9 protein-coding genes are annotated in these 13981 nt (G+C 70.4%); 2 read left to right on the top strand and 7 right to left on the bottom strand.

What is annotated here, in order from left to right:
• Positions 1-44: 44 nt before the first annotated feature.
• Positions 45-971 (bottom strand): proline dehydrogenase family protein, encoded by a 927-nt coding sequence (locus BLT97_RS07655; RefSeq protein ID WP_093608002.1) that lies wholly within the window; start codon positions 969-971, stop codon positions 45-47.
• A gap of 595 nt (positions 972-1566) precedes the next feature.
• On the opposite strand from BLT97_RS07655, the gene BLT97_RS07660 reads away from it, so the two are divergent.
• Entirely contained in the window at positions 1567-2763 is a 1197-nt protein-coding gene (locus BLT97_RS07660) for a PucR family transcriptional regulator (RefSeq protein ID WP_093608003.1), read from the top strand.
• Positions 2764-2818: 55 nt separating this feature from the next.
• Here the strand turns inward: BLT97_RS07660 and BLT97_RS07665 are convergent, their stop codons facing one another.
• A complete protein-coding gene (locus BLT97_RS07665; RefSeq protein ID WP_093608004.1) occupies positions 2819-3400 on the bottom strand; it encodes a TetR/AcrR family transcriptional regulator in 582 nt (193 codons plus the stop codon).
• A 97-nt stretch (positions 3401-3497) separates the two neighbouring features.
• On the opposite strand from BLT97_RS07665, the gene BLT97_RS07670 reads away from it, so the two are divergent.
• Complete coding sequence (locus tag BLT97_RS07670) at positions 3498-5075, top strand: MFS transporter (protein WP_093608005.1); 1578 nt, start codon at positions 3498-3500, stop codon at positions 5073-5075.
• Between the two features lie 77 nt (positions 5076-5152).
• Here BLT97_RS07670 and serA read toward each other — a convergent pair whose 3' ends face one another.
• The 5 genes from serA to BLT97_RS07695 all read right to left on the bottom strand — a co-directional run bounded on the left by serA (position 5153) and on the right by BLT97_RS07695 (position 13599).
• On the bottom strand, positions 5153-6757 hold the full coding sequence (serA, locus tag BLT97_RS07675; protein ID WP_093608006.1) for a phosphoglycerate dehydrogenase: 1605 nt from the start codon (positions 6755-6757) through the stop codon (positions 5153-5155).
• 253 nt (positions 6758-7010) lie between these two features.
• Positions 7011-8009 carry a ketol-acid reductoisomerase gene (ilvC, locus tag BLT97_RS07680; RefSeq protein ID WP_093608007.1) on the bottom strand — a complete coding sequence of 333 codons (999 nt, stop codon included), beginning with the start codon at positions 8007-8009 and terminating at the stop codon, positions 7011-7013.
• A 122-nt stretch (positions 8010-8131) separates the two neighbouring features.
• Positions 8132-8656, bottom strand: coding sequence for an acetolactate synthase small subunit (gene ilvN / locus BLT97_RS07685; protein WP_093608008.1), 525 nt, complete (start codon positions 8654-8656; stop codon positions 8132-8134).
• A 31-nt stretch (positions 8657-8687) separates the two neighbouring features.
• Positions 8688-10565 carry an acetolactate synthase large subunit gene (locus BLT97_RS07690; protein WP_093608009.1) on the bottom strand — a complete coding sequence of 626 codons (1878 nt, stop codon included), beginning with the start codon at positions 10563-10565 and terminating at the stop codon, positions 8688-8690.
• Positions 10566-10821: 256 nt separating this feature from the next.
• Positions 10822-13599: a putative bifunctional diguanylate cyclase/phosphodiesterase gene (locus BLT97_RS07695; protein WP_176953710.1), complete on the bottom strand. Its 2778-nt coding sequence runs from the start codon at positions 13597-13599 to the stop codon at positions 10822-10824.
• Positions 13600-13981 lie beyond the last annotated feature (382 nt).

A 13981-nucleotide genomic window follows, 5' to 3' on the forward strand; every position in this document is an offset into this window, starting at 1 on the left:
CTCTGAACTCCTTTGTGAGGGGTGTCGTTACTGCCGGAGGGGGCTCAGCCCTTGGTGAGGATCGAGCGGGCGAAGAAGAGGAGGTTGGCCGGCTTCTCCGCGAGGCGGCGCATGAAGTAGCCGTACCAGTCGGTGCCGTACGCGGTGTACACCCGCATCCGGTGGCCTTCGGCCGCGAGGCGCTCCTGCTCCTCGCTGCGGATGCCGTACAGCATCTGGAACTCGTAGTCGTCGAGCTTGCGGCCCGCGCGACGGGCGAGCTCCTGCGTGATGGCGATCAGGCGCGGGTCGTGGGACCCGATCATCGGGTAGCCGTCGCCCTCCATGAGGATCTTCAGGATGCGGACGTACGCCTTGTCGATCTCGGCCTTGTCCTGGTACGCGACCTCTGCGGGCTCCTTGTACGCACCCTTCACGATACGCACCCGGGAGCCGGCGGCGGCCAGGCGGCGGGCGTCGTCCTCGGTGCGGAACAGGTAGGCCTGGATGACGCAGCCGGTCTGCGGGAAGTCCTTCCGCAGCTCCTCGTGGATTGCGAACATCGAGTCGAGGGTGGTGTGGTCCTCGGCGTCGAGCGTGACCGTGGTGCCGATGGCGGCGGCGGCCGCGACGACGGGCTTGATGTTGGCGAGTGCGAGCTCGTGGCCGCCTTCGAGGGCCTGGCCGAACATGCTGAGCTTCACGGACATCTCGGCCTTGGTGCCCAGGCCCAGGTCCTTCAGACGCTCGATCAGCTCCAGGTACGCGTCACGCGCGGCGTACGACTGCTCGACCGTGGTGATGTCCTCGCCGACGACGTCCAGTGTGAGCTCCAGGCCCTTGGCCGCGGTCTCCTGGACGATCGGGATCACCTGGTCGACGGTCTCGCCGGCGATGAACCGGTCGACGACCTGCTTGGTGCCCGGTGCGGCAGAGACGAAACGGCGCATCTTGTCGCTGCGGGACGCGGCGAGGATCACGGGACCCAGCACGGGGCACCTCCAATTTTACGGGGGGTCAGGGGTGCCGCACCAGGAAACGTCAACGATCCGGGAACGGCACGGAGAACCTCCGTGAAACCTAAGGATCCCGCCGATTCGGGGCCATCTACAGGTGTCACGCATCCGTGCCGTGGATCTCGTACATCTGTATGAGGGTGCGGTGCGCTTGCCCTGCGCCTGCGCCGCACTGTGCTGCGCCGCTCCGCGGCGCGGGGTTCTTCGGGGGCTGACGCCACCCCGGCCACACGCACCCCGTCCCTGCACCCCCGCCCCACGCCCTCGCTCCTGCACCCCCGCCCCGCGCACCCCACGCCCCCTGCACCCCGGCCCCCCCTTCGACGGATGGGGCACCTCTCAGCCCGTCCGGCGCTTGAGGACGAGCGCGTTCAGCGCGACAGGGGGCAAGGGGCGGAGCCCCAAACGGGGTCCGGGGGCGGAGCCCCCGGTTTCGGGAAGGGGCGGGTAGGGGAAATCCGCCCGCCGCAGGCGCCCCACCGCAACCACGACGCACCCGCACCCACACCAGCACCCGCACCCACACCCACACCCACACCCACAAAGGAACCCACCCCGCCCCTCCCCCAGAATGGAACCCGTGAAAGGCGACTACCAGGACCTCGTGGACGAGATCTCCGCCCTCCTCGGCGCACCCGCGACCCTCGAGGACCGCGATTTCCGTCTCGTCGCCTTCGGCGCGCACGAAGGCGACGACGAGATCGAGATGGACCCCGTGCGGACGCGGTCGATCCTGACGCGGAAGTCCACCGCCGCCGTGCGCGCCTGGTTCGAGGGGTACGGGATCGCTCGTGCCACCGAGCCCGTTCGGATCCCCGCGGCCCCCGACGCGGGGGTGCTCAGGGCCCGCATCTGCCTTCCCGTACGGCATCGCGGCGTCGTGCACGGCTACGTGTGGCTGCTCGACACCGACCCGGGCCCGAGCGCCGAGCAGCTCGCCGCCGCGATGGACGTGACCGAGCGCATCGGCGTGCTGCTCGCCGACGAGGCGAGCGCCGGCGAGGACGTCACGCGCGAGCTGCGGGCCGTCCTGACCAGCGGCCGCGGCTGGCAGCGCGACATGGCCGTGGCCGCGCTGCGGGCCGCGCTCGGCCCGGGCGCCGACGACCTGCTCACGGTCGTCTGCGTGACCCCGTGGCCCGGCACCGGCACCAGCGCGCTGCGCGTCCCCGGCACCGTCGCCGCCTGCTCCGTGCCGCCCGCCGCCGACGACGACCAGGCACCCACGGCTTTCGCCGCCCTCGTACGGGTGCGCGCCACCGACGCCCTCTCCCCCGCCCGCGCGGTCGCGACCCGGCTGCTGTCCACGGCCCCCGCCCGGGCCGCGGCCGGCATCGGCGGCGCCCGGCGCGGCCTGGCCGAACTGCCGGACGCCTGGCGGGAGGCGCTCGCCGCGGCCCGTACCGCCGCCGCGCGCGACGGGTCCGGCCATGGCGGACCCTCCCGTACGAAGGAGGACGGGGCACGCATCGCCGAGTGGTCCGGACTCGGCCCGTACCGGCTGCTGACCGCGCTGCCGCCCGGCGCCGCGCAGGACCCCGCCGTCACCGCACTGCTGCGCCATCCCGAACTCGCCCACACCGCCGAGGTGTTCCTCGACCACGCCGGCCAGGCGGGCCGGACGGCGGCCGCGCTCGGCATCCACCGCCAGACCCTCTACTACCGGCTGTCCCGCATCGAACAACTCACCGGCCTCGACCTGGACGCCGGCGAGGACCGGCTGCTGCTGCACATGGCGCTCAAGACAGCCCGCCTCCAAGGCAGTTGAGGATGCAGCAGTTGAGGACGCAGAGCGGACGCGTATGCAGGGCGGACGGGGTCCGTCAGGACTCCGCGCCGTCCGCCGCCTTCATCAGCCGCCGCAGCCCCTCCGTCAGCTCGCGCCCGCTCGGCGCCGTCTCCGGGGCGAACGAGTACTGCGCGATCAGCCCCGTCATCATCGTGGTGAGGAACTTGCCGAGGGTCGCGACCTCGTCGTCGGACACCGCGGCCTCCTCGACCCCCATGAGCATCGCGATGAACCCGCGGCCGCCCTCGGCCTGCTCCTTGGCCAGGTAGTCCCGTACGGCGGGCATCTTGTCGCCCATGGCGATGATCTCGATGCTGAGCCGCCACACGGAGCCGGGCTCCTTCATGGTCCGCACGACCCCGCCCCAGACCTCCTCGAAGCGCTCCAGCGAGCCGGGCCGCGTCGCGAAGCTCGCCTGCTCCCAGTCCGCGGACGCGGAGCTGACCAACGCGATGTAGGCCTCGGCGAGCAGCGCGTCCTTCGAGCCGTAGTGGTAGCCGATCGACGCGAGGTTGGTCCCCGACTCCTTGACGATGTCGCGCGCCGTCGTGCCGACGAAGCCCTTGGCCAGCAGACAGCGCTTCGCGCCTTCGAGCAGATCCTCACGGTGTCCCATGCCGGACAGCCTACCCAGCGCGCAGACACACGTACAAGACGAGCGTTTTACACACTCGTACTAGACAGGCGTTTAATACGTCCGTACAGTCGCTGTCATGACGAACTCACCGCGCACCACCCCGGGCCCCCCGCAGGAGCAGGGCACCGTCCCCGAGCGGGCAACGCGCAAGGAATGGACGGCACTTGCGGTCCTGATGCTGCCGCTGATGCTGGTCTCGATGGACGTCTCGGTCCTCTACTTCGCGGTGCCCGCGATCACCGCCGACCTGGAGCCCTCCGGCACCCAGCAGCTGTGGATGTTCGACATCTACGCCTTCGTGCTCGCCGGCCTGCTGATCACGATGGGTTCGGTGGGCGACCGCATCGGCCGCCGCAAGCTGCTGCTGTTCGGCGCCGCGGCCTTCGGGGCGGCCTCGGTGCTCGCGGCGTACGCACAGAGCGCCGAGATGCTGATCGCGGCCCGCGCCCTGCTCGGCATCGGCGGCGCGACCCTGATGCCGTCCACGATGGCCCTGGTCAGGAACATGTTCCGGGACGCGGGTGAGCGCGCGAAGGCGATCGGGATCTGGCAGGCCGTGATGGTCTCCGGGGTCGCGCTCGGCTCCGTGATGAGCGGTGTGCTCGTCGAGCACTTCTGGTGGGGCTCGGTCTTCCTGGTGAACCTGCCGGCGATGGCGCTCCTGCTCCTCCTCGCGCCGGTCCTGATCCCCGAGTTCAAGGACCCGGCCCCCGGGCGCTTCGACTGGGTGAGCGTGCCGCTGTCGATGGCCGCGGTGCTGCCGGTGGTCTACGGCCTCAAGGAGTTCGCGGCCGAGGGCTTCGAGCTCGCGTACGCGGTGTGGGTGGCCGTCGGTCTGGTCTTCGCCGCCCTGTTCGTGCGGCGGCAGCGCACCTCGGCGTCCCCGATGATCTCGCCGGACCTGTTCCGCGGCCGCAGCGGGTTCGGGTCGGCCGTCTCGCTCAACCTCGTCTCGTCGATCACGATGATGGGTTCGGCCTACTTCACCACGCAGTACCTGCAGTCGGTGCTCGGCAAGTCCGCGATGGAGGCGGCCCTTTGGGCCCTGCTGCCCTCGGTCCTGATCGGCTTCGCGGCCCCGGTCGCGACGGTGCTCGTGCAGCGCGGCGTGAACCGGGCCACCGTCGTGGCCACCGGCTTCCTGACCTCGGCGGCCGGCTTCGCCCTGCTGCTCCCGGCCGGCACGGACTCGATGTGGACGGTCCTGGTCGCGGCCGGTGTCCTCGCCGGCGGTGCCGTGATCATCGGCGCGGTGCTCACCGACCTGGCGATGGGTGCGGCGCCGCCCGAGAAGGCGGGCAGCGCCTCCTCACTCCTGGAGACCGGTACGGAGTTCGGCGGCGCGATGGGCATGGCGCTGCTCGGCTCGATCGGCAACGCGGTCTACCACGCCCAGGCCCCCGCCTCCGCGCCGCCGGAGGCCCGCGAGACGCTCGGCGGAGCGGTCGCGGTGGCCGAGGCGCTGCCCGGCAAGGCGGGCGAGGCCCTGCTCGCGGCGGCCCGGGAGGCGTTCACGAGCGGGATGCATGTGGCCGCGACGGTGGGCGTGAGCATTCTGCTTGTGGCGGCGGGGGTCGCGGCGGTGACGCTGCGGAAGGTGCGGGTGCGCTCACCTCAGGCCGAGACCGAGGAGCTCACACCCTCGGGCGTGTGAGCGTGACGAACGGAGCTCGGAACGCATGAGGGGGCCCGGTCACCGCGAACGGTGACCGGGCCCCCTCAACGTACCGACTACTCCGCCAAGTTGACCGACCGGGCCGAGACCGCCCCGATCTCCTCGGCCAGCTCCGTGAGCACGGCCGGCGGCACCGTGTCGTCCACGGTCAGGACGGCCAGCGCCTCGCCGCCCTCCTCGGCGCGCGAGACCTGCATGCCCGCGATGTTGAGACCGGCCTCGCCGAGCACGCGGCCGACGGTGCCGACGACACCCGGGCGGTCCGCGTAGCGCAGGACGACCATGTGGTCCGCGAGGGCCAGCTCGATCTCGTGCTCACCGATGCCGACGATCTTCTGGTGGTGCTTGGGCCCGGCGAGCGTGCCGGACACGGCCACCTCGTCGCCGCCCGCGAGCGTGCCGCGCACCGTGACCACGTTGCGGTGGTCGGGCGACTCCGAGCTCGTGGTCAGGCGCACCTCCACGCCGCGCTCCTGCGCGAACAGCGGCGCGTTCACGTACGAGACCGTCTCGTCCACGACATCCTCGAACACGCCCTTCAGAGCGGACAGTTCGAGCACCTTGACGTCGTGCTGCGTGATCTCGCCGCAGACCTCGACGTCGAGGCGGACGGCCACCTCGCCGGCGAGCGCGGTGAAGATCCGGCCGAGCTTCTCGGCGAGCGGCAGACCCGGGCGTACGTCCTCGGCGATGACACCACCCTGCACGTTGACCGCGTCCGGCACCAGCTCGCCGGCGAGCGCGAGGCGCACCGACTTGGCGACGGCGATACCGGCCTTCTCCTGCGCCTCGTCCGTGGAGGCGCCGAGGTGCGGGGTGCAGACGACCTGGTCGAGCTCGAAGAGCGGGGAGTCCGTGCAGGGCTCCTTCGCGTACACGTCGAGGCCGGCGCCGGCGACGCGGCCCTCCTTGAGCGCCGAGTACAGCGCGGTCTCGTCCACGATCCCGCCGCGCGCGGCGTTGACGATGCGGACGTGCGGCTTGACCTTGTGCAGCGCCTCGTCGCCGATGAGACCGAGGGTCTCGGGGGTCTTGGGCAGGTGCACGGTGATGAAGTCGGCGACCTCGAGCAGCTCGTCGAGGGTCAGCAGCTTCACGCCCATCTGGGCGGCGCGGGCGGGCTGCACGTAGGGGTCGTACGCGACGATCTTCATGCCGAAGGCCGACATGCGCTGGGCGACCAGGACACCGATGCGGCCCAGGCCGACGACGCCGAGGGTCTTCTCGCTGAGCTCGACGCCCGTGTACTTCGAGCGCTTCCACTCGCCGTTCTTCAGCGCGGTGTTGGCCTGCGGGATGTTGCGCGCGGTGGCGATGAGCAGACCGCAGGCGAGCTCGGCGGCGGTGACGATGTTGGAGGTCGGCGCATTGACGACCATGACGCCGGCCTTGGTGGCGGCGGAGACGTCGACATTGTCGAGACCGACGCCGGCGCGGGCGACGACCTTCAGCTTCTTCGCGGCGGCGATGGCCTCGGCGTCGACCTTGGTGGCCGAGCGGACCAGGATCGCGTCGACGTCGGCGATGGCGGGCAGGAGCTCGGCGCGGTCCGCTCCGTTGCAGTGGCGGATCTCGAAGTCCGGGCCGAGCGCGTCGACGGTCGCGGGCGACAGCTCTTCAGCGATGAGTACGACAGGTTTGCCGGTGGCAGCAGTGCTCACGTGAGTCCTCGCAGGTTCCAGTGCAGGCGGCCGTCCCGTGGCCGCAGGCGGTGGAGGTGGCTTGCCGCGTGGAAGACGCACGACGCTGTGGGCCTGACGCGTATGTAGTTGAGCAGTGTAGTGGGGCCGAAGGTCCCGTAATCCGCCGGAGCGGAAGGATCACTCGTACGGGGTTCGACAGAGTGTCCAGTGCGATTCCAGTGGTACGCGGGAGGGCCGGACCGCCGTGGTCCGGCCCTCGCGCCGTACGGGCTTACGCCTCGGTGTCGACCCAGCTCATGAGCTTGCGCAGCTCCTTGCCGGTGGTCTCCAGGAGGTGGTTCTCGTCCTGCTTCTTGTACTCGTTGTACTTCGGCAGGCCCGACTCGTACTCCTTCATCCAGTTGTTGGCGAAGGTGCCGTCCTGGATCTCGGCCAGGACCTTCTTCATCTCGGCCTTGGTCTGGTCCGTGATGATGCGCGGGCCGGTGACGTAGTCGCCCCACTCGGCGGTCTCGGAGATCGACCAGCGCATCTTCTCCAGGCCGCCCTCGTACATGAGGTCGACGATGAGCTTCAGCTCGTGCAGGCACTCGAAGTACGCGATCTCGGGCTGGTAGCCGGCCTCGACCAGCGTCTCGAAGCCCGCCTTGACCAGCGCGGAGGCGCCACCGCACAGGACGGCCTGCTCACCGAACAGGTCGGTCTCGGTCTCCTCGGTGAAGGTGGTCTTGATGACGCCGGCGCGGGTGCCGCCGATGCCCTTGGCGTACGAGAGGGCGAGCGCGAAGGCGTTGCCCGAGGCGTCCTGCTCGACGGCGGCGATACACGGAACGCCGCGGCCCTCCTCGAACTGGCGGCGGACCAGGTGGCCCGGGCCCTTCGGGGCGACCATGCAGACGTCGACGTTCGCCGGCGGCTTGATGAAGTCGAAGCGGATGTTGAGGCCGTGGCCGAAGAACAGGGCGTCACCGTCCTTGAGGTTGTCCTTGATGGACTCCTCGTAGACCTTCGCCTGGATCGGGTCCGGGACCAGGATCATGATGACGTCGGCCTCGGCGGCGGCCTCGGCGGGCGTGACCACGCGCAGACCCTCTTCCTCGGCCTTGGCCTTGGACTTGGAGCCCTCGTGCAGACCGACGCGGACGTCGACGCCCGAGTCCCGCAGCGACAGCGCGTGGGCGTGGCCCTGGCTGCCGTATCCGATGACCGCGACCTTGCGGCCCTGGATGATGGACAGGTCGGCGTCGGCGTCGTAGAACAGCTCGGCCACTGGAAATCTCCTCGGTGTACTGGTGTTGCGTCCCACCGTACGGCGGGCGGGGGAAAGGGGTCTGACGGTCTTACGATGCGGTCGGATCCGGTCGCGCCGGCTGCCCGCCGCGACCGGAACTGCTACGCGCTGCGGTCCAGTGCGCGCAGCGAGCGGTCCGTGATGGAGCGCGAGCCGCGGCCGATGGCGATGGTGCCGGACTGGACGAGCTCCTTGATGCCGAAGGGCTCCAGCATCTTGAGCATGGCCTCCAGCTTGTCGCTGGAGCCGGTGGCCTCGATCGTGACGGCCTCGGGCGAGACGTCCACGGTCTTGGCGCGGAACAGCTGCACGATCTCGACGATCTGCGAGCGGGTCTCGTTGTCGGCGCGCACCTTCACCAGAACGAGTTCACGGGCGACGGCCTGACCGGGCTCCAACTCGACGATCTTCAGCACGTTGACGAGCTTGTTGAGCTGCTTGGTGACCTGTTCGAGCGGCAGGTCCTCGACGTTCACCACGATGGTGATGCGGGAGATGTCGGGGTGCTCGGTGACTCCCACCGCGAGCGAGTCGATGTTGAACCCGCGCCGCGAGAACAGGGCGGCGATCCGGGCGAGGATGCCGGGCGTGTTCTCGACGAGAACGGAGAGCGTGTGCTTGGACATGGCGTCTGTCTTCCTTTTCCGTCTCTCGTCCTCAGTCGTCCGCGCCGTCGCCGAAGTCCGGGCGGACGTCGCGGGCGGCCATGACCTCGTCGTTGGAGGTGCCGGCGGCGACCATCGGCCACACCTGCGCGTCCTCGTGGACGATGAAGTCGATGACGACGGGGCGGTCGTTGATCTCGTTCGCCTTCTGGATGACGGCGTCGAGCTCGGCCGGGTCCTCGCAGCGCAGGGCGACACAGCCCATGGCCTCGGAGAGCTTCACGAAGTCCGGGACGCGGGTGCCCTTGCGCGGGGCCTCGCTCTCGCCGACCTGCGAACCGGGGCTGTGGTTGGTCTTGTCACCGTGCAGGACGGTGTTGGAGTAGCGGCCGTCGTAGAACAGGTTCTGCCACTGGCGGACCATGCCCAGGGCGCCGTTGTTGATGATGGCGACCTTGATCGGGATGTTGTTCAGCGCGCAGGTGACCAGCTCCTGGTTGGTCATCTGGAAGCAGCCGTCGCCGTCGATCGCCCAGACCGTACGGGTGGGCTGGCCGGCCTTGGCGCCCATCGCGGCCGGGACCGCGTAGCCCATCGTTCCGGCGCCGCCGGAGTTGAGCCAGGTCGCGGGCTGCTCGTAGTCGATGAAGTGCGCGGCCCACATCTGGTGCTGGCCGACGCCCGCGGCGAAGATCGTGTCCTTCGGGGCGAGCTTGCCGATCCGCTCGATGACCTGCTGCGGGGCGAGCGAGCCGTCCTCGGGCTGGTCGTAGCTGAGCGGGTAGGTCTTGCGCCAGCGGTTGAGGTCCTCCCACCAGGCGCTGTAGTCACCGGTGTTGCCCTCGGTGTGCTCGGCCTGGATCGCCTGGATCAGGTCGGCGATGACCTCGCGGGCATCGCCGACGATCGGCACGTCGGCCGCACGGTTCTTGCCGATCTCGGCCGGGTCGATGTCGGCGTGCACGACCTTCGCGTACGGGGCGAAGGAGTCCAGCTTGCCGGTGACGCGGTCGTCGAAGCGGGCGCCGAGGGCGACGATCAGGTCGGCCTTCTGCAGCGCGGTGACGGCGGTGACCGCACCGTGCATGCCCGGCATTCCCACGTGCAGCGGGTGGCTGTCGGGGAACGCGCCGAGCGCCATCAGGGTGGTGGTGACGGGCGCCTGGGTGAGTTCGGCCAGGACCTTCAACTCGGCCGTGGCGTGGGCCTTCAGGACACCGCCGCCGACGTACAGGATCGGGCGCTTGGCCTGGGTGATCAGCTTCGCGGCCTCGCGGATCTGCTTGGCGTGCGGCTTGGTCACCGGGCGGTAGCCGGGCAGGTCGGTCTGCGGCGGCCAGCTGAAGGTGGTCTGGGCCTGCTGCGCGTCCTTCGTGATGTCGACGAGGACGGGGCCGGGGCGCCCGGTCGAGGCGATGTGGAAGGCCTCGGCGATGGTGGGCGCGATGTCCTCGGCCTTGGTGACCAGGAAGTTGTGCTTCGTGATCGGCATCGTGATGCCCACGATGTCGGCTTCCTGGAAGGCGTCGGTACCGATGTTCTTGGAGTTGACCTGACCGGTGATCGCGACGATCGGCACCGAGTCCATGTGCGCGTCCGCGATCGCGGTCACCAGGTTGGTGGCGCCGGGGCCCGAGGTGGCCATGCAGACGCCGACCTTGCCGGTGGCCTGCGCGTAACCCGTTGCGGCGTGGCCTGCGCCCTGCTCGTGGCGGACCAGGACGTGCCGGACCTTCGTGGAGTCCATCAGCGGGTCGTAGGCGGGCATGATCGTGCCGCCAGGGATGCCGAATACGACCTCGGCCCCGACTTCCTCGAGCGAACGAATAAGGGACTGCGCGCCCGTGACGTGCTCGACGGGGGCGGTCTGCTGCTGTCCAGAGGATCGGGGCCGCGGCTGCGGATGGGCCCCGGTGGCCTGCTCGGTCATCGGCGTCTCTTCTCGATGCTGAGGGTGGTTATGCGAGGGTTTTCGAGCTTACGGGCGGTGCTTATGGATGCTTTTGGGCGGTGCCTGTGCAACAAAAAACCCCCCGTGCCCGGAGGCAAGCGAGGGGAGCGCGTCGGTGCGGTGCGCTGAGCGTTCTAGGTCCTGTCCAGAAGGCTCAGCTTCAGCCGACGCGCTTTCCAAGTACGAGAATTCGGGTGCGCATGGCACTGACCCTCTCTCCAGCGCCAGGGGACTGTCAAGTGGGTGGGACAGCCGTCTCATTATGTGAACGGACGACCGTCCCTCCTGCGAACACAGGCTCGATCGGGCCGTGCGGCAGCGGGTAGTGCCCGGAGGCCAGCGCACGCCGCAGGCGGTACTCGTCCAAGGGGCCGGAGAAGGCCATGCCCTGCGCGTGAGTACAGCCCATCGCGCGCAGCGCCACCACCTGTTCGGGCAGATCCACGCCCTCCGCCACCGACTGGAGACCGAGATCGCCTGCGATCTTCAGGAGACCACTGGTGATCTTGTGCAGCCGGGCGGACTCCACCACGCCCTCGACGAGGGAGCGGTCCAGCTTCAGTACGTCCACGGGGAGCCGGCGCAGTGCGGTGATGGCCGCATACCCGTTGCCGAAGCCGTCCAGGGCGATGCGGACGCCGAGCCGGTGCAGGGCGGTCAGGCGCCGCTCCAACTCGTCGAACGGGATCCGCGGGTCGTGGTCGGCGAGCTCCACGATCAGGGCGCCCGAGGGCAGCCCGTGCCGGGTCAGGAGCGCCTCCACGCTGCCGAGCGGCATCGAGCGGTCGAGGATGCGGGCCGCGCTGATCCGTACGGAGACCGGCACCGCGTGGCCGGTGGCACCGCGCTCGGCGGCCTGCTCGACGGCCTCTTCGAGCAGCCAGCGGCCGAGCTCGGCGGTGCGGTCGGTGTCCTCGGAGACCCGCAGGAATTCGGCCGGGGTGAACAGGATCCCCTGGGCGCTGCGCCAGCGCGCCTGCGCGGCGACCGCGGTGATACGGCCGGTGTCCAGCCGTACGACGGGCTGGTGGAGCAGGGCGAACTCGCCCTCGTGCAGGGCCGACCGCAGGCGCGTGGCCAGCTCCGCCTTGCGGACGACCTCGGCCTTCATCTGGGGCGCGAACATCACCACGCGGCCCTTGCCCGCGGCCTTCGCGCGGTACATCGCCAGGTCCGCGTTGCGCAGCAGGTCGCCCGCGGAGATGCCCGGTTCGGCGAAGGCGACACCGATCGAGGCGGCGACGCGGACATTGCTGCCGTCCACTTCGTACGGCTGCGAGAGCGTCACCCTGAGGCGGTCGGCGAGCTCCTGGATGTGGCGCTCGCGGGCCGCGTGGTCGCGGGTGCCGTCGCCGACGATCAGGGCGGCGAACTCGTCGCCGCCGAGGCGGGCCGCGGTGTCGCCCTGCCGCACGGAGTCGGCGAGGCGGCGGGCGGCCTGGACGAGCAGGTCGTCGCCGGCCTGGTGGCCGAGCCGGTCATTGACCGCCTTGAAGCCGTCGAGGTCGATGAAGAGCACGGCGGTGCCGCGGTCGGTGGCGCGGCGGCCGTGCAACGCCTGGCCCACGCGCTTGGTGAACAAGGCCCGGTTGGGCAGGTCGGTGAGCGGGTCATGCTCCGCGTTGTGCTGCAACTGGGCCTGGAGGCGGACCCGTTCGGTCACATCGCGGCTGTTGAAGAGCAGGCCGCCGCCCTGGTGCCGGTTGACCGTCGACTCCACGTTGAGCCAGTCCCCCGAGCCGGACTTGAAGCGGCATTCGATACGGGTGGTCGGCTCCTCGAGCGGATTGGCCGTGAGGAAGCGGCGGATCTCGTGGGCGACGCGGCCGAGGTCCTCGGGGTGGATGAGGTCGGCCAGCTCGGAGCCCTTGAGCTCCTCCGCGCTGCGTCCCCAGACGCCGGAGGCGGCCGGGCTGACGTAGTGCAGTATGCCGCTGGGCGCGGCGATCATGATCACGTCGCTGGAGCCCTGGACCAGGGAGCGGAAGTGGTTCTCCTTCTGGGCCAGCTCCTGCGTGAGCGTGATGTTGTCGACGAGCATGATCGCCTGCCGTACGACCAGGGCGAGCACCACGGTGCAGGCCGTGAAGAGCACGACGCGGTCCACGCTGCGGCCGTTGAGCGTGTTGTAGAGGATCCCCAACGTGCAGACGGCGGCGGCCAGATACGGCGTGAGCGCGGAGATCGAGCCGCCGAGCCGGCCGCGCGTGCGGACCGTCGCGCGCCGCACCACACGGGGGTGCTCGACCGCGGGGCCGCCGCGGGTGCCGACCCACGGCGCGTACGCGAGGAGCAGCGAGCCGGCGAACCAGCCCGCGTCGAGCAGCTCACCGGAGCGGTAGGTGGCCTTGAGCAGCGGGGAGGTGAACAGCGCGTCGCACATCACGGTGAGCGCGAGGGCGGCGATCGCGGTGTTGATCGCCGAGCGGTTGGCCGAGGAGCGCCGGAAGTGCAGCGCGAGCACCATGCTCACGAGCACGATGTCGAGCAGCGGATACGCGAGGTCGAGCGCCGCGTGCGGCACGCTGCGGCCGTCCAGCTGCGAGTTGTGCGCGAGGGCCAGGCTCCACGACAGGGTGAGCAGCGAGCCGCCGATCAGCCAGGCGTCGAGGCCCAGGCAGACCCAACCGGCCTTGGTGACCGGCCTCTTGGCGAGGACGAGCAGGCCGACGATCGCGGGCGGCGCGAAGCACAGGAAGAACAGATCGGCGATGCTGGGGCTGGGCACCTCGATGCCGAGCACGACCTCGTACCAGCCCCAGACCGCATTGCCCAGGGCCGCCATCGCGGAGGAGAGGGCGAAGAGGAGCCAGGCGGGTCGAAAACGGCTCTCGCTGCTGCGCCCGTAGAGGAAGCAGGAGACGGCCGCGGTGGCCGCGGCGACGCTCAGGCCGAAGTCGCCCATGATCAAGGCGAGTTGTTCGGATCCCCAGCCGAGGGCGGAGCCCACCGCATAGCCCGCGCAGATCAGGGCGAGCGTCAGCTGGGACAGGAGTCCCGCCCTGCCGCCCATCGGTGCGGCACGGCGGGTGAGAAGCGCCCCCGGGGTGCTCACCGCGCCGCCCGGACCGGGCTCGTCGGCCTCCCCCAGGCTCCGCCCGGGGGCCTTCCCGGCGGCTGCGTGCGCGCCGTCGTCCGGCGGTGTGCACGCGGCTGCGCGGTGATCGGTCTGCGGCAGGTCGGCGCATGCGAGGGCCGCTGTCGGCGGTCCTGCCGCGTCGGAATGTTCGTCCATAGGCCGTGCATCGCCCGTCGCCCCCCTCGCAGTTCGGTGCCTTGTGTGTGTCCCCGGCGTATCCCGGCGCACCCGGTCTCTTCCCGGCGCCGAACAGTGCACGGCGCAGCCCCTGTCGGGACGATACACCAGTCTCGTCACTCAGGGACATAGTTCCTCT

This window comes from Streptomyces indicus (assembly GCF_900100315.1).
GTDB classification, from domain to species: domain Bacteria; phylum Actinomycetota; class Actinomycetes; order Streptomycetales; family Streptomycetaceae; genus Streptomyces; species Streptomyces indicus.